The sequence below is a fragment of the Neptuniibacter marinus genome (assembly GCF_001597725.1).
Classification (GTDB): Bacteria; Pseudomonadota; Gammaproteobacteria; order Pseudomonadales; family Balneatricaceae; genus Neptuniibacter; species Neptuniibacter marinus.
Window position 1 is genome coordinate 1 of the sequence record NZ_LUTR01000002.1, and the last position, 20366, is coordinate 20366.

Annotated in this window: 23 protein-coding genes; 2 read left to right on the forward strand and 21 right to left on the reverse strand. The window is 44.0% G+C overall.

All coding sequences use genetic code 11. The annotated features are described in order from the left end of the window. Nucleotides 1-82: 82 nt before the first annotated feature. From A3774_RS01850 to ffh, 17 genes are all read right to left on the reverse strand, one after another. Nucleotides 83-664: a hypothetical protein gene (locus A3774_RS01850; RefSeq protein ID WP_067862466.1), complete on the reverse strand. Its 582-nt coding sequence runs from the start codon at nucleotides 662-664 to the stop codon at nucleotides 83-85. 67 nt (nucleotides 665-731) lie between these two features. Continuing rightward, the gene (locus tag A3774_RS01855; RefSeq protein ID WP_197467993.1) at nucleotides 732-1055 is read right to left on the reverse strand and encodes a hypothetical protein; all 324 of its coding nucleotides are present in this window, start codon (nucleotides 1053-1055) and stop codon (nucleotides 732-734) included. A gap of 59 nt (nucleotides 1056-1114) precedes the next feature. Further along, nucleotides 1115-1426, reverse strand: coding sequence for a hypothetical protein (locus A3774_RS01860; RefSeq protein ID WP_067862468.1), 312 nt, complete (start codon nucleotides 1424-1426; stop codon nucleotides 1115-1117). Between the two features lie 587 nt (nucleotides 1427-2013). Then, nucleotides 2014-2640 (reverse strand): LysE family translocator, encoded by a 627-nt coding sequence (locus tag A3774_RS01865; RefSeq protein ID WP_067862470.1) that lies wholly within the window; start codon nucleotides 2638-2640, stop codon nucleotides 2014-2016. A gap of 591 nt (nucleotides 2641-3231) precedes the next feature. Further along, nucleotides 3232-3414 carry a hypothetical protein gene (locus A3774_RS01870; RefSeq protein WP_067862474.1) on the reverse strand — a complete coding sequence of 61 codons (183 nt, stop codon included), beginning with the start codon at nucleotides 3412-3414 and terminating at the stop codon, nucleotides 3232-3234. A gap of 19 nt (nucleotides 3415-3433) precedes the next feature. Beyond that, entirely contained in the window at nucleotides 3434-5173 is a 1740-nt protein-coding gene (recJ, locus tag A3774_RS01875) for a single-stranded-DNA-specific exonuclease RecJ (protein ID WP_082792325.1), read from the reverse strand. After that, the gene (locus A3774_RS01880; protein WP_067862476.1) at nucleotides 5173-6144 is read right to left on the reverse strand and encodes a YdcF family protein; all 972 of its coding nucleotides are present in this window, start codon (nucleotides 6142-6144) and stop codon (nucleotides 5173-5175) included. The genes recJ and A3774_RS01880 overlap by 1 nt, the downstream gene beginning before the upstream one ends. A 100-nt stretch (nucleotides 6145-6244) precedes the next feature. Further along, entirely contained in the window at nucleotides 6245-7639 is a 1395-nt protein-coding gene (gene thrC, locus A3774_RS01885) for a threonine synthase (protein ID WP_067862478.1), read from the reverse strand. A gap of 11 nt (nucleotides 7640-7650) precedes the next feature. Continuing rightward, on the reverse strand, nucleotides 7651-8952 hold the full coding sequence (locus tag A3774_RS01890; protein ID WP_067863276.1) for a homoserine dehydrogenase: 1302 nt from the start codon (nucleotides 8950-8952) through the stop codon (nucleotides 7651-7653). Between the two features lie 272 nt (nucleotides 8953-9224). Further along, on the reverse strand, nucleotides 9225-9962 hold the full coding sequence (locus A3774_RS01895; RefSeq protein ID WP_067862480.1) for a DsbC family protein: 738 nt from the start codon (nucleotides 9960-9962) through the stop codon (nucleotides 9225-9227). Nucleotides 9963-10039: 77 nt separating this feature from the next. Next, nucleotides 10040-10966, reverse strand: a complete 927-nt coding sequence (gene xerD, locus A3774_RS01900) for a site-specific tyrosine recombinase XerD (RefSeq protein ID WP_075107887.1) — start codon at nucleotides 10964-10966, stop codon at nucleotides 10040-10042. Between the two features lie 47 nt (nucleotides 10967-11013). After that, nucleotides 11014-12447, reverse strand: a complete 1434-nt coding sequence (locus A3774_RS01905) for an LSm family protein (protein WP_067862482.1) — start codon at nucleotides 12445-12447, stop codon at nucleotides 11014-11016. Between the two features lie 185 nt (nucleotides 12448-12632). Further along, entirely contained in the window at nucleotides 12633-12989 is a 357-nt protein-coding gene (gene rplS, locus A3774_RS01910; protein ID WP_067862484.1) for a 50S ribosomal protein L19, read from the reverse strand. Nucleotides 12990-13006: 17 nt separating this feature from the next. Next, a complete protein-coding gene (trmD, locus tag A3774_RS01915) occupies nucleotides 13007-13756 on the reverse strand; it encodes a tRNA (guanosine(37)-N1)-methyltransferase TrmD (protein WP_067862486.1) in 750 nt (249 codons plus the stop codon). A gap of 3 nt (nucleotides 13757-13759) precedes the next feature. Next, nucleotides 13760-14293 (reverse strand): ribosome maturation factor RimM, encoded by a 534-nt coding sequence (gene rimM / locus A3774_RS01920; protein WP_067862488.1) that lies wholly within the window; start codon nucleotides 14291-14293, stop codon nucleotides 13760-13762. A gap of 27 nt (nucleotides 14294-14320) precedes the next feature. Continuing rightward, complete coding sequence (rpsP, locus tag A3774_RS01925; RefSeq protein ID WP_067862491.1) at nucleotides 14321-14569, reverse strand: 30S ribosomal protein S16; 249 nt, start codon at nucleotides 14567-14569, stop codon at nucleotides 14321-14323. A 154-nt stretch (nucleotides 14570-14723) separates the two neighbouring features. Further along, complete coding sequence (ffh, locus tag A3774_RS01930) at nucleotides 14724-16127, reverse strand: signal recognition particle protein (protein ID WP_067862493.1); 1404 nt, start codon at nucleotides 16125-16127, stop codon at nucleotides 14724-14726. Nucleotides 16128-16365: 238 nt separating this feature from the next. Here ffh and A3774_RS01935 point away from each other — a divergent pair, with 238 nt between their 5' ends. Together A3774_RS01935 and A3774_RS01940 are read left to right on the forward strand one after the other, a co-directional pair. Further along, nucleotides 16366-17151 carry a cytochrome C assembly family protein gene (locus A3774_RS01935; RefSeq protein WP_067862495.1) on the forward strand — a complete coding sequence of 262 codons (786 nt, stop codon included), beginning with the start codon at nucleotides 16366-16368 and terminating at the stop codon, nucleotides 17149-17151. A 124-nt stretch (nucleotides 17152-17275) separates the two neighbouring features. Further along, entirely contained in the window at nucleotides 17276-18547 is a 1272-nt protein-coding gene (locus A3774_RS01940) for an HlyC/CorC family transporter (RefSeq protein WP_067862497.1), read from the forward strand. Nucleotides 18548-18605: 58 nt separating this feature from the next. Here the strand turns inward: A3774_RS01940 and A3774_RS01945 are convergent, their stop codons facing one another. The 4 genes from A3774_RS01945 to A3774_RS01960 are packed head-to-tail and all read right to left on the reverse strand — an operon-like array spanning nucleotide 18606 to nucleotide 20266. Beyond that, nucleotides 18606-18911 (reverse strand): MTH1187 family thiamine-binding protein, encoded by a 306-nt coding sequence (locus tag A3774_RS01945; protein WP_067862499.1) that lies wholly within the window; start codon nucleotides 18909-18911, stop codon nucleotides 18606-18608. A gap of 18 nt (nucleotides 18912-18929) precedes the next feature. After that, nucleotides 18930-19121, reverse strand: coding sequence for a DUF1289 domain-containing protein (locus A3774_RS01950; protein ID WP_067862501.1), 192 nt, complete (start codon nucleotides 19119-19121; stop codon nucleotides 18930-18932). A 3-nt stretch (nucleotides 19122-19124) separates the two neighbouring features. Further along, the gene (locus tag A3774_RS01955) at nucleotides 19125-19649 is read right to left on the reverse strand and encodes a gamma carbonic anhydrase family protein (RefSeq protein WP_067862503.1); all 525 of its coding nucleotides are present in this window, start codon (nucleotides 19647-19649) and stop codon (nucleotides 19125-19127) included. Nucleotides 19650-19660: 11 nt separating this feature from the next. After that, a complete protein-coding gene (locus A3774_RS01960) occupies nucleotides 19661-20266 on the reverse strand; it encodes a CoA pyrophosphatase (protein ID WP_067862505.1) in 606 nt (201 codons plus the stop codon). Between the last annotated feature and the right edge of the window lie 100 nt (nucleotides 20267-20366).

The window sequence follows — 20366 nt, forward strand, 5'->3', positions numbered from 1 at the left end:
TTAATCAGGCATTATCCAATGCTTACTTAAAATCTCAGGGGCTTTATGAATTGCGCGATGGATGGATCAAGCTTCACCATTCTCAGTGAAACGCCCTGTGCGGATCCGCATGCAGGGTGTTGTGGGGGCTGAGGGTTAGAGACCCTCGGCTACCCGATTCGGCTTTAAGATCCAGAGACTGACGGCCTAGCTGAGAAGCCCCTGCTGTTAAATTCTCACAAATTTTCGATGCCTTAAAGCTAGCTTTTATAAGTTTCTCATTAAGCGCCTGCTTTTCTGTTTTTACCATGGGCAAGCGACCGGATACCAGATCAGCTAAAGTGCTACCCATCTCATCTCTTAATGCGATCAGTTGCTTATAATGAGCTTTTAGCTCTGGAGCATAGAAATCTAGAAGCATTTCTAGCTTGGCAAATGGAATATTCACGTCCGATTTGTAGCGCTCACCAGACTCTACGGAAACTATTGCGTTGAAGTAGACGCTGCTCAAAGCACTACCTACCTCCGTCGACACTTGTGCGATCAACTCTAGTTTTTCATGAACAAGCCGCGAACGTTCCCAAGCATGCTGGCGATCTATACTTCGCTGAGATGTGATGTACTGTAAGACACCACCGACGACTACACCTGCTAAACTGGCCAGTACGCCCAATAATATTTCCATGCACGAATTCTCTATTTAGCCGAACGCTCAAAGCAGCCGCGCAGTATGCGTCGGATGCCTTTTCTTGTTATACGTTGTGATGTTTGGCAAGTATTGCATTACAAGCCTCTTTTACACTTTCACGATAGAAAGCTATTAATTCCTTTAGTTCTTTATCTGAACTTTCTAACATCGAGGCTGAACAATGCTCTCTTACTTCAGTGGTAGGAAGATGGTCTGTATCTGATTCAATGACCCCAAAAACATGAAATTCAGTACCCCAACACTGCCCATATAAACTATTTCCAATTTTCCAAAGCTGAATCACCTTATCTAGATATTCGATATCTGATTCGATAAGGGCTTTAGCTAGAACACAGGCCTGTTTTTTAACATCCATATCGTCTTTCATGTGCAATTACGTATAACGCTTAAAGCAGCCGCGCAGTATGCGTCGGATGGCTTTTCTTGTTATGTTCCATCAACACAGATACCCCATTGATCTGCAATATAAAAACCGGCTATTAGGTACAGAATAGATACGATAAGTAGTGGTCGCCACAATCGTCCTTCTTCACTGAGGTTGTTGCTTGAAAATAAGATACTTACAGGCCAGAGCCAATTGAAAAGAGAGTAGCCTCTTCCTGGGGTGTTATTAGGATTATCGTCAGAAAGAATAACCATTGCACTAGAAACTAGGCATATGAATGCAACAAGGAAGCTCCAAAGAAATGCCTCTTCTATAGTTCCTTGACATGCTTCTGATGATAATGAGACTTTCATTTACAGTATCCTGAGACATAACGCTTAAAGCAGCCGCGCAGTATGCGTCGGGTGGCTTTTCTTGTTAGTTTTTATTACCAAAATGGAAATACTATTTTTTGCAAGTAACCTTGCCACTCACCATACGCATGCCTGCGCATCCGAGAATTTCACATCTTAATGCTGGAAACCTAGCTTCAGTAGTAGGAATCACTTTGAACTCTTCTAAATAGCCTGCTGGACATAGCTCACGTGCTCTTTGATGAGCAAATTCCATTACTTGAGGAATTGGATCGCCATAGCCTCCACGTGTTCCATGTGCAAAATACTCGATCCAATAGACGCCTTCACTCAGCTTTTCATCTAAATAGCCTTCTTCTTTATAACCTGGGGTGATCCATTTTCCTTCTATCCCTTCACCTGCTTTTTTTATACGGTCTTATTTTTCCACTACACCCTACGACTGATATTGCTACAACCAGAAGGATAAGAAATTTTCCATATTTCATATTGCACCTAAATTTTAAGACTGTTTAAAAACTAACGCCTAGCTCACAGGAAAAATGCGAGCGCAGCGAGTATTTTGTCCGGTGGAGCTATTTGTTAGGCTATTTTCCATATTCCAATGAAGCCATTTTGATGCCAGTTGATATCAGCGTGATACCTGCTGCCTTATTGATAAGTGTTGTGACCCACGATTGAAGTTGTTGCTTTGCTATGCGATCGCCTAACCGACTGAATACGCTGTACACAACAATATCAGCTAATAAGCAAGACGCGCCCATAAGTAGCATTTGAAACAGCACAGGCTTCGACGGATCAATGAACTGTGGAAGTAGCGCTGTAAAATACATAAGCGCTTTCGGGTTAGCTAGCTGGACTACTAATCCTTGTGAGAAGAGTTTTTTTCGAGTGCTTTCTTTTCTTTCTGCCGAAAGCTTAATTACTCCCGATTTGCTGAATAGGGCCGAGATACCAAGATAGAGCAAGTAGGCCACACCGAACCATTTAATCACTGAGAACATTAGGTTGGAAGCAAGTATTAGCGAGGCGATACCTGTAGCCGACAAAGCGAAAAATAAGACATCGGCGCATGCCACACCAAGCACACCAAAAAATGCTCGCTTAGAGTTATGCGAAGCCCCCTGGGCTGCGACTGTGATTGCAGCCGGACCGGGCACTAAAATTAGCATCACCGTAGTGACAAGAAATATTAAGTAAATGCTTATATCCACTTTTGTTCTCTTTTTAGCCTAACATTTGTATATACGGGGGTCCGTGTATCTACCTGCACCGCTATTGATTAAAAATAGATGTAATTATTTGAAAAGGAAGGAGAAACTAAAGAATTAAATCGAACTCTTCCGTGACAAAACGAGCATGCGCATTAACAATTGATATACGGGGGTCTGTATATCTACCCATGCCAGACATCCATCTGTCTGATTTATAACTATTTTTAACTTAAGCATGGCTGCAATACAAGCATCATTTTGGATAAGAAGTGCTGTAAACCAGCACAAATAGTATAAGGCTGAAAATATACTGTATATAAATACAGACATTATAGAGAGACAATAGCTTTGCTCGAGAAGATAATTTTCAACCCCAAGCGATTGATATAGTCAGCCTTTGGTGCGTCAGCCTTTATGCCCAGAACGGGTTTCTGCCCGAAGGGGTAAGTTTTTTTGGGTTGGATGCGTAATTCATTCGCTCACGGGGTGAGCGCCTACACAGGCCGATGGGCGTCGACAATAATCAGATACAGGGGCAATAGCGCGCACCCATTTGACCTGAGCGATCAGGTCAAATGGGTAGTATTGTGCTTATAGCTTACAGGCGCCGCCTAAGCAGTCGTCAAAGTCCATACTTTCTAGCTCTTGGCGGGTTTCTTGTGCGGCTTTTAAGCGTTGTAACATCTCACCTTCTGCGCCTTGATCAGTACTGATCCCCGCTTTTTCAAATACGCTTAAAAGTAGGTTTAGCTCTTCTAAGTTAAATTCATTCATAATTAGTATTCCACTCTTTTTACTGATCGGGGATTAATAAGTGATCGACTAGCATCTGTACGCTTTTGCGGCCACGGAACTCGTTTACATCTAAACGATAGATAACCCGTACATGGGTTTTCGATTCATCCGGCCATTGGTCCATATCGGCATTAAACTGTATCGCATCTACCGCTAATCCTGAAGCGGGTTCCATCAATACCATTTTCAGATGGCGATGGCCGACAATTCGTTGCTGTAGGAGTGAAAACTCACCCTCAAACAATGGCTCTGGAAATTGATGACCCCAAGGGCCTGCATCACGGAGCATTTCAGCTAACTCAATGGTCATATCATTGGCACTTAATGCACCATCGGTAATCACTTGTTGTTGTAGATCCGCATCTGATAACTGCCGTCTCACTTCGCTATCAAAGGCTTGCTGAAATAAGTCTAGATCTTTATCACTGATCGTTAATCCTGCTGCCATGGCATGACCGCCAAATTTACGCAGAAGTGCGGGGTGTTTTGCTGCGATCGCATCTAAGCCATCTCGAATATGAAAACCGGGAATTGAACGGGCCGAGCCTTTAAGTTCTCCCTCATCACCTTGAGCAAACGCGATAACAGGCCGATGGGTTTTCTCTTTGATTCTGGAGGCTAAAATACCGATCACACCTTGATGCCATTCTGGCTCATAGAGCGATAATCCGTAAGGTAAGGCTTCATCATCTAGCTGAAGGTGCGCCAACAGATCTAAGGCTTGTTGTTGCATCTCCTGCTCTATGCCTTTGCGCTCTTGGTTAAGGTCATTTAGCGTAGCAGCCAGCTCTTTTGCTTGCTGCTCAGATTCAGTCAATAGGCATTCAATACCGATCGACATATCTTCTAAACGCCCCGCAGCGTTTAAACGTGGCGCTAAAGCATAGCCTAAGTCAGAGGACGCTATTTTATGTTGTTGGCGACCTGATAGTTCAATTAAGGCTTTGATACCGGGTCGGCAGCGACCCGCTTTAATGCGTTGTAAGCCTTGATAAACCAGCACACGATTATTCTGTTCTAAAGGAACCACATCAGCCACAGTGCCTAAGGCAACAAGATCAAGAAGGCTGCCTAGGTTAGGCAGTGCTAACCCCTGCTCCTCAAACCAGTTAAGCGCTTGCAGTTTACGCCTTAGTGCGATCATCACGTAGAAGATAACACCAACGCCGCAGGTGGATTTAGCATTAAAATGGCAGTCCGGTTGGTTAGGGTTAACAATTGCGCAGGCATCCGGTAATTCGCAACCCGAAAGATGGTGGTCGGTAACAATGACATCTAAATTAGCGATATTAGCGGCGGCAACCCCTTCAATACTGGAGATACCATTATCAACAGTAATCAATAGATCAGGGGCTTGCTTTAACGCCTCCATCACAATCTCGGGACTTAGGCCGTAACCATATTCAAAACGATTAGGAACAAGGTAACAAACCTCCTCCGCTCCCATCATGCGTAAAGCCAGTATCGCCACCGCTGTACTGGTTGCGCCATCACAATCAAAGTCGCCAATAATCATGATTTTTTCACGCTTTTTAAGCGCAACCACTAAGCGCTCTATAGCAGCATCCATACCGGCTAAACCACTATCGGGCAGCAACTCTTTTAAGTTGCGTCCTAAACCGTATACATCATGAATACCGCGAGAAGCATAAATCCGTGCTAAAACAGGGTTTGTTTGACTAAATATGGGCAAGCTAGGATCAGCGTTCTTACGCTGGGTAATCACCAGTTCTTTCATTAAGTTTCTGTTGTTCCATTGAGTAAAGGCGTTACTTGTTGATGCTCCGCACTATTGGCGTCAAGTTTTGGATTTTCAGCGTTTTGTGTTTCTAAGTGACGAGTTTCGAGCATTTGCTGTTCTGTGTTTTGCAATTTACTTTGCACAGACCGATGAGCGAATGGTTTCGGCAGCAAAACCGCTGTTTTATCAGTTAAGTAATAAGCCGCAAGCCCAATCCACTCTCGGACAGCCACATTAAGTTCTGACATATTAGCGTTCAGACCGAGCTGAATTTGATTATTAAACTGTCGGTAATCAACAGGGTAAGGAATAACATCGATGCCCGCTTGACGATAAACACCCACGGAGCGTGGCATATGAAATGCAGAGGTCACAAGCAACCATTTACCGCTGGCTAGGTCGTTCTCTTGATCATTTTGTTTAAGTTCATCAATAATTTCACGGCTATACATTGCATTTTGGAAGGTATTTCGTGAATCCCTTTCGACAATAAGCCTGGCACCTAACCCTTGTTCTGTCAGCCACTGCTTAGCCACATCACCACCGCGGTATTGAGGTTTGAGTAATGAACCAGACCCACCCGTAAAAATAACTTTAGCCTGTGGATAACGCAGCATTAAAGCAGGTAACACCATCAACCTTTCCGCCGCGCTGTTGAACTGAGGCATGTCATGCACTGCTGAAAGCTCTGCTTCCTCACCTCCTCCTAAAACGATAATACCTGCTATCGGTGTTTCTATTTGAGTTAAATCAGGCTGAGGAAAGCGCTGCTCTAAAGGTTCGAGAAGATAGTTAGCCGCTGGGAATACACTTAAACAGAGAAGAGCTAACACCGAGCCCCAGACCATCACTACACTGGATGCTCTACGCCAACGCAGTAAACCGATCAGTAACACTAACAACAAAAAATGATCGGGCTGAACAATCAGCCAAAAAATTTTAGATAGGTAAAAAAACAGATCGGTCATCGAAGCGATTCCTTTCTTAACATAAAATAATCAATCGTCAGATACAAAAAACCCGACGTTAAGTACATCGGGTTTTGAGAGTATCACATTAAAAAAATAATTATTCTGTGTGAGCATGGCCCGCAATAAACTGCTGAACGGTCTTTAGATCATTATCTAATACGTCTAGCTTTTCTTCGCGCTCAAATAGGTCCGTCATATGCGCCGGTAGCTGAGGCGACTCCAAACCCGCTTTAACAACAGGCTCAGGGAACTTAACTGGATGCGCAGTCGCTAAAGTGATCATCGGTACAGACTTATCACGGTTGCATTCACGCGCGGCTTTAACACCAATCGCGGTATGCGGATCGAGTAGGTATTCTGTCTCAGCGTAGACTTGTTTAATTGTTTCACAAGTCGCGTCATCATCAACGGCACAGCTATCAAATAGCTCACGTACTTTATCCCAACGATCAGAATCGAGTTCAACCGATTCTTTCGAGAAACGCGCCATTAGATCATCAATGGCTGCGCCATCTTTGCCGTATACATCAAATAACATACGTTCAAAGTTTGATGACACCATAATATCCATAGACGGTGATAAGGTATGAACCAACTCTCCTTTGGACATATCGTTACCGGAGATAACACGGTGCAAAATATCGTTACGGTTAGTAGCAACAACCAACTGTTTGATCGGCAAACCCATCTGCTTAGCTAGATAACCGGCAAAAATATCACCGAAGTTACCTGTAGGCACAGAGAAGCTCACTTCACGTTCTGGACCACCCACCGCAAGAGAGGCAGAGAAGTAATAAACGATCTGGGACATAATACGCGCCCAGTTGATCGAGTTTACTGCACCTAGCTTCATTCCTTTAAGGAAGTCTTGATTAGCAAAGCTATCTTTAACCATCTGCTGACAATCGTCGAAGTTACCTTCTAAGGCAATATTAAACACATTGTCTTTAATAACGGTTGTCATCTGACGACGCTGCACTTCTGATACGCGGTTATGCGGATGCAGAATAAAAATATCCAGATGTTTACTATGGCAGCAGCCTTCAATCGCCGCTGAACCTGTATCGCCTGAAGTTGCACCCATGATCACTAAATGTTCACCACGCTTTTCAAGTGCGTAATCCATCAAGCGACCGAGCAACTGAAGTGCGAAGTCTTTAAATGCCAAGGTTGGGCCATGAAAAAGTTCTAGGATCCACTCATTAGTACCTAGCTCTTTCATCGGTGCGACAGCAATATGATTGAAACCCGCATAAGTCTCATCAATCATCTGCTTGAGATCTGCATCGGCTACGCAGTCATCAACAAATGGCTTTATCACTTTATAAGCCAATTCGTTATATGGTAGACCGACCCAAGAGGCGATCTCCTCTTTGCTGAAAGTAGGCAATGTTTCTGGCACATATAGGCCGCCATCACTTGCTAAACCAGCTAGAAGAACCTCTTCAAAATTCATTGCCGGAGCTTTTCCCCGGGTAGAGATATATTTCACGGGATTACTCCTTAACGGCCAAAATTTTCAACGCGAATACGAGTAACACTACCGTTAATCTCATCTAGCGCTTCGATTTTTGCAATTGCATCGTTCATCTTCTGCTCAACCACAGTTTGGGTCAAAATAATAACCGGCACCTGATCTTCGCTTGTTGCTTTCTGAATAATGGCTTCAATATTGATGCCTTCTTCACCCAGAATACTGGTAATCATTGCCAGCACACCCGGTTTCTCTTGGGCATTCATGCGTAGATAGTAGGCAGTTTCTGTCTGATCCATTGGCAGAATCGGTGCATCTGATAACTCTGATGGCTGGAAGGCCAAATGAGGTACACGGTTATCACGATCAGCGGTCAAGGTACGAACAACATCGACTATATCAGCTACAACAGCAGAAGCAGTCGGTTCAGAGCCAGCACCCGGCCCGTAATACATAGTTTGGCCAACCGCATCGCCATCAACCAAAATTGCGTTCATCACACCGTTTACATTGGCGATAAGCGCAGACTCAGGAATCAGCGTTGGATGCACTCGCAGCTCCACACCGTTATCCGTGTGGCGGCTAACACCTAAATGTTTAATGCGGTAGCCAAGCTCTTCAGCATACTGCACATCATCGCGAGTGATTTTGCTGATGCCTTCAGTAAAAGCTTTGTCGAACTGCAAAGGGATACCAAACGCGATAGAGGCTAAAATCGTTAACTTATGAGCCGCATCAGTACCTTCAACATCAAAGGTTGGATCAGCTTCTGCATAACCCAGTGCTTGAGCTTCAGCGAGCACATCGTCAAAATCGCGCCCTTTATCGCGCATTTCGGTCATAATGAAGTTGCCTGTACCATTAATAATACCGGCTAACCAATTAATCTTATTCGCAGACAAACCTTCACGGATCGCTTTGATGATCGGGATACCACCGGCAACCGATGCTTCAAATGCAACCATGACATTCTTTTTCTGCGCAGCTTCGAAAATCTCATTACCATGAACAGCGATTAAGGCTTTGTTCGCAGTTACAACATGCTTACCATGCTCTATAGCTGTCAGCACAAGTTCTTTTGCTACGTCATAACCACCGATCAACTCAACAACTACATCAATTTCTGGGTTTTTAGCCACCGCAAAAACATCATCTGTAAGCTGTATACCTTTGGTATCACAGTCCGGATTAGTGTGACGAGCACCAATTTCTTCCACTATGATTTTACGTCCTGCCCGACGAGCAATCTCTTCGGCATTTCGCTTCAGCACATTGTATGTGCCACCACCGACTGTACCTAATCCACAGATACCTACTTTGACCGGTTTCAAACTTGCACCTCGCATGCTGTTGAACAACTATTTCTCACAGTATATATACCTATTGAGTCATAACTGTGATTTAGAAATCTAACGGAAACAGATAAACCAACGTAGCCAATAAACATTGAAACATGGCAAATTGATCCACTGATATAAGTTCCGTAAAAATGAGCCGAGTATTATAGCCAAAACAATGCAATAGCTCTATCTCTGCAATCATTCTGTAGCAACAAATAAATAAGGGAGCCGAGGCTCCCTTATTATTAAGAATATAAACGTACTTATTGCAGTTTTAACGCTTTCGCTAATTGCGCCGCAGGAACATAACCTGGCAGTAAACTACCATCAGATAGAACAATGGCAGGCGTACCAGTAACACCGATTCTTTGACCTATATGAAACTGTTCCATTACAGGGCTATCACAAGTTTTAGATGCTAGGTCTCCGCTACCTTTAGCTGCATCCATCGCTTTCCGCCGGCCGTCTGCACTTTCAGCACACCAAATTGATACCATGCTTCTATAGGTCGCAGTGCCTGCTCCTTGTCGAGGAAAAGCCAGATAATTAACTTGGACACCCATAGCTGTCAATTTAGGCACTTCGGCATGCAGTTTACGGCAGTAAGGGCAATCCACATCGGTAAACACGTTGATTGTCGCTTTTAATTCGCCTTCCGCTGGGTAGACAACCATCTGTTCAGGATCAATTTTGGCAAGGGACTCTTTTCTGATGACGCTCTGCTTCTGTTCTGTCAGGTCAATAAAACCTTCAGGCTCACTAAACTGAAACAATTTACCTAATAAGAAATATTGACCCTGCTCATCGGAATAGAGGATCTCACCAGTGCTCAATACCACCTCATACATTCCATCCACTGGTGCTTTGACCACGGTCTCAACTTGGAGACTCGCATTAACCTTTTGCAGGTTCTGCGTAATCATCTCCTCAGGACTTGCTGCTTGGGCATTAATACTCAAACTGCTCATTAACAGCATGGCCGATATTAATATTTTTTTCATCATTTTCCTCTAACTATTCCAACTGCCTAATTGCGTATTATACCTAGGACTCTATTTTCCTAGTGAAGTTCCTGTAATTAACCCCGCGGATGATGGATTTGATGCAAGGACTGTAATCTTTGCTGGGCCACATGAGTATAAATTTGCGTAGTCGATAGATCACTATGCCCCAATAGCATCTGCACCACTCGAAGATCAGCCCCATGATTCAGTAGATGTGTCGCAAATGCATGTCTAATTACATGGGGTGATAACGGCTTATCAACACCCGCAACCAAGGCATAATGTTTTATACGATGCCAAAAGGTTTGCCGTGTCATCTGCTGCCCTCGCCGGCTAGGAAACAGCACATCACTCACATTCTCACCCAATAAAATAGGCCGAACCTGCACTAAATAACGCTGCACCCAACTAATCGCTTCTTCACCTAACGGGACCAAGCGCTCTTTGCCGCCCTTACCCATTACGCGAATCACACCTTGATTCAAATTCACTTCAAATAACTGCAAACTTACTAATTCAGTAACACGTAACCCTGTAGCATAAAGGACTTCTAACATAGTACGATCACGAAAGTGGATAGGATCGTTTAGTTCCGGCGCATCTAAGAGGCGCTCAACATCATCTTCCGTCAATGTTTTAGGTAGGCTTCGTCCCTTTTTCGGGCTATCTATTAAAAGCACCGGATCTTCACTAATTAGTTCTTCACGTAACAGATAACGATAAAACCCTCTCAAGCATGAGAGCATTCTCGCCGTAGAGCTGGCACGTAAGCGCTCCTTAACTCGCCAGCCTAAATACTGCTGCAACTCAGACCGCACACAGGAGATAAGGTGTCCCCCGCGCTGATTTAACCACAAACCAAACTGATTCAGATCCCGACGGTAGGAGGAAAGCGTGTTTTCACTCAAGCCTTTTTCCATCCAAATAGCATCTAAATATGTATCAATGAGCTGGCTATCTTTGTCACTTAGAACAACAGCAGCTTTAATGGAAGACGACACAATCACTCCATCCGACACAAGATAGATACACAGGACAGCAAGAGGAATTAATAATAAAGGCGCGCACTTTGAATTTTATCCCGAGAGATCGGATAAGTCGCAGTTCCGCGACCATCCACTAAACGATGCTCAACGGTAATTACATCGGGATTCACATCAATCAAACGGCCTTCAACTTTACGTCCAAAATAGGTGTACAAAATCACCGGCTCACCTAAGTGGGGCTCTAAATTCGACAGCTCAACGGGCTTAAAGGTTTTTTCATTTTTCTGCTGCTTCAATCGTTTTAGAGCATGCTGATTACGGCGCTCATAAACAGGAGAAGGCATAGCTATACTCATATCAAAATGTTCAGCATCTTCTTCAGGAAGAACGCTTGGTACCTGCTCTATCTCCGACACCTCTTCGGCGCCCATATTCAACTCATGCAGTAAGCGCTCTCCTTCAGGGTCAGGCTCACTCCAAGCAACCCCTTCCCAAGAGACCGCCTTACCATTAAATTCCATATATGGATTTAAAGCATCTAATAGATCAGTTGGCTGCTGAATTAGCGCCATTGACTGCATACCAAACCCTTGCGGAATATCAACACGTAGATAAAAAGAACCACCGGGGTTATTTAAACCATCAATCGCATCAAACAAATGTTTAGGGACTGTCCAACCTTCATAATCTAAACGTTTACTTAACATCTCAGCATAACGCTGACGATAATCTTGTACTGGTTCTTTATTTAAAGCCGCACAAAATTTGTTTTTACGAACATTATATCCACGGTCATAAAAACGAGTTTTAATCCTTTTCAACTGCGGCTGAGCAAAAGCGATTGTCTGCATATTTAACGTGTCACTAGTGACACCAACATTCAAAGAGATGCTCGCATCAGCCATTTGCGCAGTTTTACTTTGCAAATCAAAGTTAAGCTGCTTGTCTACTTTATCAAAAGCATATTGGATAGATAGATCACTGCGAATGCGGCTATAGCCCATTTTACGAATATCGGCGATCGAAAAGAAATGACGGTCACCGCAGGCTAAAGTATCGTAACTTGGGCCCACATGGCGCTGTGCATCAGCGGCCATCCGTCCCCAGTCCTGCATGTAACCACTTTGGAGATTAAGATCAATCCCAGAAATATCAATATTAAACGATTCTGGCAGTTCACCTTTTGACAGCTGCTCATCCAAACTAAGAATAAATCCCCATGAAGGTGCTTTTAAGGTCGTAGCATCAATCCCTATTTCGCCTTTCATACCCGCGGGGATAAAACTCATACCACGCAGACCAACCTCAGATTGAAAAAGATCTATATAAATATCTTGGTATTTCATATCAGCATAAGGTGATATATCGCGCGCAAAGTCATCTGCGAACTCAGAGACTTTCCACCAAACAAATCCATAAGCTCCGGCAAACAGTAAGACGGGAACAAGGATAACCAGACATAATGAAACAATGTGTTTGATGGTTTTGTTTTTCATAGGCTGACCTAAGATTAACTCCCTGTACCCAAAACTTGCAAAACTAGCCGCTTTTCAACCCTAATATTATGGGCGTGGATATTCAACTCTGTTCAACCTTTATAACAGATATTAAGATCAGGTAAACGCTAGACATAAAAAAAAGCGACCGAAGCCGCTTTTTTAATAGAAGAAAAATTAGTGCATTAACCCAACTTTTCTTTAATACGTGCAGATCTACCACTACGCTCACGCAAGTAGTAAAGCTTAGCCTGACGTACCGCACCACGACGCTTAACTTCAATGCTATCAACTGCAGCACTGAAAGTTTGAAAAGTACGCTCAACACCCACACCGTGAGAAATTTTACGTACAGTGAAAGCAGAGTTCAGACCGCGGTTACGCTTACCTAGAACTACACCTTCAAACGCCTGCAGACGAGTACGCTCGCCTTCTACAACTCTAACCTGAACTACAACAGTATCACCTGGTGCAAATTCTGGTACTTCTTTATTCATTTGTTCAGCTTCAAGCTGCTGAATAATTAGGTTTTTGCCGCTCATCGCTTGCTCCTAAACATTCAACCTTCGGACCCTTGGGTCTCCCGGATAAAATCGGTTAACAATGACTTTTGCTCAGCGTTTAACTCAAGAGATTCGAGCAGGTCAGGTCGGCGTTGCCAAGTCCTTCCCAGCTGTTGTTTCAGACGCCAGCGTCTGATCTCTTTATGGTTGCCGCTCAGCAACACTTCAGGTACCTGCATATCATCATACTGTTCCGGCCTAGTGTAGTGCGGGCAGTCTAGCAATCCATCACAAAACGAATCCTCAGTAGCTGAATCTTGATGTCCTAAAACACCAGGAACCAAACGAGAAACTGCGTCAATCATAGTCATTGCGGGTAATTCCCCGCCACTAAGCACAAAATCGCCTAGCGACCACTCTTCATCAATCTCTGCATCTATTAGGCGCTCATCAATACCTTCATAGCGCCCTGCTACCAGAATCAGCTTCTTACGAGAAGCTAGCTCCTGCATACCCTGATGATCCATACGTCGTCCCTGTGGGGATAGGTAAATAACTTTTACCTCATCGCCCGCAGCGTCTTTTGCCGCATGAATAGCATCCCTAAGCGGTTGAACTTTCATCAACATGCCTGGGCCGCCACCATAAGGGCGGTCATCTACAGTTTTATGCTTATCATGCGTGAAATCCCGAGGGTTCCAGCACTGCATCTGTATCAAACCGTTTTTTACTCCTCGTCCCGTAACGCCGTAGCAACTAATTGCATCAAACATTTCAGGAAAAAGAGTTACCACACCAAACCACATGGTTCAGAATTCCGGGTCCCAATCGACCCGCATGGTACCTGTTTCAAGGTCAATATTTTTTATCACCTGGTCAGGAAGATAGGGCAACAGTCGCTCTTTTTGATCGAGACTGTCTGCCGTTCCCTTCACAACTAACACATCATTTGAGCCAGTTTCTAACAGGTGGCTTACCTTGCCCAATAATTGATCGGACTCGGTATAAACTAATAGGTCTTGCAACTGACTCCAGTAGTACTCACCAGCGTCCAATTTAGGAAGCTGCTTTGCATCAACCGAGATTTCAAGCCCGCAATATTTACGCGCTACGTCTCGATCATCTACTCCAACCAGTTTTGCAACTAGCCCTTTACCATGGCGCTTACCGGTTTCCACCTCGAGAGGCTTCAATACACCGTTAATGTTTACCAACCACGGCTTGTAGGAAAAAATGTTTTCTATTGGATCAGTGTTAGAGTAAATTTTTACCCAACCCTTAATCCCATAGACAGCAGAAATCGTTCCGACAATGATATGTTCATTACTTGGATCACTGCTCATCTTTAACCCTGACCAAAAACCTAAAAATTACTTAGCTGCTTTAGCTTCTTTAACTAGCTTAGCAACGCGCTCAGATAGCTGTGCGCCTTTACTCTGCCAGTATTCAACACGATCAAGATCGATACGAAGACCTTCCTCTTGACCACGTGCTGTTGGGTTAAAAAAGCCCACACGCTCAATAAAGCGACCGTCACGCGCATTACGCGAGTCTGCTACTGAGATGTGATAGAACGGACGCTTCTTAGCGCCACCACGAGACAAACGAATAGTTACCATGCGTTAGATCCCTTTATTGAGTGGGTTTTAATATCGCCCACAGTTAGAAAAACAGCCTGTTTTTGAGGCAGACTGAACCATTAAAAATTAGGGCGGGAATTCTACTAGAATTACCCGCCCTAATAAAGTCTTTTCGCCGATTAATTAAAAAGGCTTACATCCCAGGGAAACCGCCAGGGCCGCCCATACCACCAGGACCACCACCCATGCCCGGCGGTAACATACCTTTCATGCCGCGCATCATTTTGGTCATACCGCCTTTGCCGCTGAATTTTTTCATCATTTTCGACATTTGCTTATGCTGTTTAAGCAGGCGATTAATATCCTGAATCTGGGTTCCAGAGCCTTTAGCTATACGTTTTTTACGCGAACCAGAAATAATATCAGGCTTACGACGTTCTAATGCGGTCATTGAATTAATGATCGCTTCCATTTGATGCATACCTTTTTCAGCATTTGCAGCACTGGCGGCTTGAGTCAGTTGCCCCATACCAGGAAGCTTATCAAGCATTCCGGCCATACCACCCATGTTTTTCATCTGGGAGATCTGCTCACGGAAATCCTCTAAATCAAAACCTTTACCTTTCTTGATTTTCTTGGCAAATTTTTCCGCTTTGACTTTATCAATCTTCTGCTCAGCTTCCTCAATTAAGGAAAGCACGTCGCCCATACCTAAGATACGGGAAGCAACACGATCAGGATGGAAAGGCTCTAAGGCATCAACTTTTTCACCAACACCTAAGAACTTAATAGGTTTACCGGTAATCTGACGTACAGATAAAGCGGCACCACCACGGGCATCACCATCGGTTTTGGTAAGGATAACACCAGTTAAAGGCAATACTTCGTTAAAAGCTTTTGCGGTATTTGCCGCATCTTGACCTGTCATCGAATCGACAACGAATAGAGTTTCTACCGGATTAACCGCTTCATGCAGACGTTTAATCTCACCCATCATATCTTCATCAACATGCAAACGACCCGCCGTATCAACCAAGACAACATCATGGTGTTGAATACGTGCATGGGCGATTGCTGCATTTGCTATATCAACAGGATCTTGGTCCGCCGATGACGGGAAGAAATCAACCTCCACCTCGGTCGCTAGCGTTTCAAGCTGCTTGATAGCCGCCGGACGATATACGTCGGCCGAAACAACTAAGACCTTTTTCTTTTCACGTTCACGCAGATGACGACCCAGTTTTGCCACCGAGGTCGTTTTACCCGCCCCCTGAAGACCCGCCATCATAACAACAGCTGGAGGTACGACCGCTAGGTTCAGCTTTTCATTCGCCTCCCCCATGACCTTGACCATCTCTTCATTGACGATCTTTACAAATACCTGACCTGGGGTCAGGCTTTTAGTAACTTCAGTCCCAACAGCACGCTCTTTAACGCTATTAACGAACTCTTTAACGACAGGGAGTGCAACATCCGCTTCGAGCAGCGCCATACGCACTTCACGCAGAGTGCTTTTAATATTATCTTCCGTCAGTTTCGCCTGACCGGTCACTGAGCGTAACGTGTGCGTAAGTCGTTCTGTTAAATTCTCAAACATGTCCTGCCTCGACTTTCCCCCTGCGAAAGCGCTTCATAAATAAGCATATTATTAAGGGAAAAAGATAAACTAAGTTAATTATCGGCACATTATACCGTACAAGAGGCATCCTGAGCAGCCCCTTTAAATTACTCTTTGTATCTCTATTGCTATTCTTTAATCCGGCGCTTATCTGTGACAAACTAGCGTTTCATGCCATAACACTGTTCTACTTGAACGCTGGACAGAAGAGACTTAGATGCTAGCTATATCCACACTTGTTGCCGTAATGCTTTATAGCGCTGCTGGAATCCTACAGTGGCAAGTTATGCGCGGTAGCCGCCAACAACCACGCTATTTCAACCAACTACTGGGTGTGTTGGGCTTATGCTCCCATACTTTGGCGCTTTACATCGTACTCCACCAGCCCGATGGAATTAACTTAAGCTTCTTTAGTGTTAGCTCACTTATCTCTTGGCTCGTCGCTAGCATCGTTCTTCTTAGTAGCTTGCGCCAAAATATAGATAATCTTTTTATTGGTGTTTTTCCTATGGCCGCCATCGCTTCATTAGCCACACTGGCTACTGGAGTATCTGATGGAAAAATCTATAGTGGCGGCGTAATCGCCCATATTTTGCTATCGATTTTGGCGTACAGTATTTTTACGGTGGCAACACTGCAAGCTATATTGCTCTCCTTCCAAATAACAGCACTGAAACAGCACCATACTCGCGGACTTGTGTCATCCCTGCCGCCACTCCAAACGATGGAATGCTTACTATTTGAGATGGTCTGGACCGGCTTAGTCTTATTGACCGCGGCAATGGTCACTGGCTTTATCGTGTTTGAAGATCTATTTGCACAACACTTAGTTCACAAAACTGCATTTTCGATCTGTGCTTGGTTTTTGTATGCAACCTTATTATTTGGTCGCATTAGCTTTGGCTGGCGTAGCAACACAGCAGTACGCTGGACTATTGCTAGCTTTATCACCCTTGCGCTTGGCTTTTTTGGTAGCAAAATGGTAATTGAATTACTCATCTAATCCCGCTTCTATCAGATAAATACCTCTATTCGTCTAAATAGACAAAATGTAGGGGTAATAGCCCTTGACAGGTAAAGGGCCACATTTGAAAATGACGCTCCATTCATAAGATAGGCATACCGTCTTGGAAGACGCATCGATAGGATTTCTCCTTGGAATACTCTGTTTCTTAATTTTATGCTCTGCATTTTTCTCCAGTTCAGAAACCGGAATGATGTCGCTCAACCGATACAGGCTGAAACATCTGGTCAAGAAAAAGCACCGTGGAGCACGTAAAGCCAGCAAATTACTTGAACGCCCCGATCGTTTGATTGGCGTTATTCTGATTGGTAACAACTTCGTTAATATCTTAGCCTCAGCAATAGCTACTGTTATATGCGTTAGATTATGGGGCGATACAGGAATTATGATCGCCACTTTCGGGCTAACATTAATCATTCTTATTTTTGCGGAAGTTTCACCAAAGACAATGGCTGCGCTCTATCCAGAAAGAATCGCTTTCCCTGCGTCTTATCTTCTTGCACCGCTATTAAAAATATCCTACCCACTGGTATGGGTGATAAACGGTATTACAAACACTTTTCTGCGCTTATTTGGGGTCAATGTAACTGGTGACAATAATCACCACCTAAGCACTGAAGAGCTTAGAACATTAGTTAATGAGGCCGGCGCCCTACTTCCACAAAACAACCAAAGCATGTTGTTAGGGGTATTAGAGCTGTCTGAAGTAACAGTAAATGACATTATGATCCCTCGCAACGAAGTAATGGGGATCGACCTAGATGATGATATTGATACGATTATTAACCGTTTGAGCAATACCGAGCATACCCGCCTACCTGTTTACCAAGGTGAGCTTAACAAGGTGGTGGGTATTCTCCATATGCGTAACCTTGCGCAGGTATTCCATGAAGGAAAAGTAACAAAAGCAGCGATTCTTCAGGTTATACGAGAACCTTACTTTGTACCTGAAAGCACGCCGCTAGAAACCCAGTTGGTCCACTTTCAATCACAAAACCGTCGTATCGGCTTAGTGGTCGATGAATATGGCGATATCCAAGGCATCGTGACCTTAGAAGATATATTAGAAGAGATTGTCGGAGAGCTATCGTCTAGCCCTAGAGAGGCCGATCAAGATATATTTCCACAAGAAGATGGCAGCTATTATATTGAAGGCAGTGCCTATATTCGCGATGTTAACAAAGCGCTGGATTGGAACTTACCTACCGATGGCCCAAAAACAATGAATGGCTTGATTACGGAAACCCTGGAATCCATTCCTGAAGCTAACGTCTGCTTGCAACTAATGCACTATCATATCGAGACGCTTCAAATCAGCGACAATGTAATCAAGACCGCTCGAATAATCGCCTTTGAAAAAGAGCAAGAAGACTAGCTCCTCTTTAATATAAGGGTTGAGCTTCGAGAGAAGCTGGTGCTCAATCCGACCTATATTATTCTCGCTCCAACCTATCCCTTACGCTTTGAACTTTATCATTCATTGTTTGCTCACGGTCGGTTCGCGTACCTAAACGCATAGAGGTTGTTATCCGTGGCGCGCCCATCTCATGTATTATTTCATGACAGCGTTTGACTGCTGCCATCACTTCATCCCAATCCCCTTCCACATTAGTGCCATAGGCATGCATCTCATGCTCCAACTGAGCATCATTTAGAACACGCTGACAGGCTGCGACATATTTTGAGACTGATACACCTACCCCTAAAGGCACAATGCAAATATCGATCATCACATTCATAACCAACAGACCCTAAAATTATTCTGAAAAATCGCCCGACTCTCGCTGTTTGATCTTTTTCCAAACATCGATCTTCTCTTCATTGGTGTAAACACCCCACTCAGCTATCTCGATACCACTACGCTGACAAGCAATACAAAGGTCATTTTCATCGAGTGCACATACGCCAACACAAGGGTTTGGGATAGGTTTGTTTATCTGTTCTGTCATTACTTAGCCTTGCCGCTCTAAACTACGATTGTAACGGCGCATATTATCAACATAATGCTCAGCATTCTTTGTTAACTCAGCTACCTGCTCTACCGATAAGCTACGCTTTATTTTTGCAGGTGATCCCACTACTAACGAATAGTCCGGAATTTGCATACCTTCAGTGACTAAAGCGTTTGCACCAATCAAACAACCTTTGCCTATTTTAGCCCCGTTCAAAACAACAGCATTAATACCGATCAAGGAACCATCTCCTACCTCACAACCATGTAACATGGCCTGATGCCCCACTGTCACATTTGAACCTATACGCAAGGTAAACCCGGGATCAGTATGTAAAACTGCACCATCCTGGATATTTGAACCTGAGCCGATGATAATGGGGTCATTATCACCACGGATCACCACATTAAACCAGACACTACTGCAATCATGCAGCTCAACATTACCGATAACCGTCGCGTTTTCTGCCACAAAATGCTCTTTACCTATTAATCTGACACTTTGCTCTTCAAGGGAATACAACATTACGGCTCCTCCTAGTCACGTAAAAAATGTCTAACTGCATATTCAGGCCTCGGTTTCATTGGAATATCAGCACCGCACCCTTCATTTAAAAGCTCAACCAACATATAAGCCGTTAAGCCCCAAATAATATGTCCTTGATACTCCCATGCGGGAACATAAAGTGATTTTCCCTTAAAGCGTATTTCATCTGTTGAGTAACGCTGATCCGCCAAGAAAAAACTTAGCGGGACACTAAATATCTCATCAAGTTCACCTAAGTTCGGTACAAGCTCAACCGTTTTAGGCACAACGCCCACCCAAGGCGTAACCTGCAAACCGTGCTTAGAAAGCACTTGCCCTAAAGGACCGATAACATCAACCAATGAAGGCTGCAAACCCACCTCTTCATGAGCTTCACGCAACGCGGTAAACAATAGATCCGTATCGGTCTCATCATATTTACCGCCCGGAAATGCTATCTCACCACTATGGGTTGAGAGTGTGGCGGCTCGTTTAGTTAGAATAACTTCTGGATCATCATCATCCGTTAATGCAATAAGGACACTGGCTTGCGGTCGGTTTGATGAAAACCGAGCGGGGGTGAATCCAGTTAAACGTTTTCGTATAGTCGTTATCATATAAATATCATTATTATTCGCTATGCTTTAATCATACCCCTAAGCACAGCGACAAATTAAGTAAGATTTTATAGACTCTCAATCTCTTTGCGATATTTAT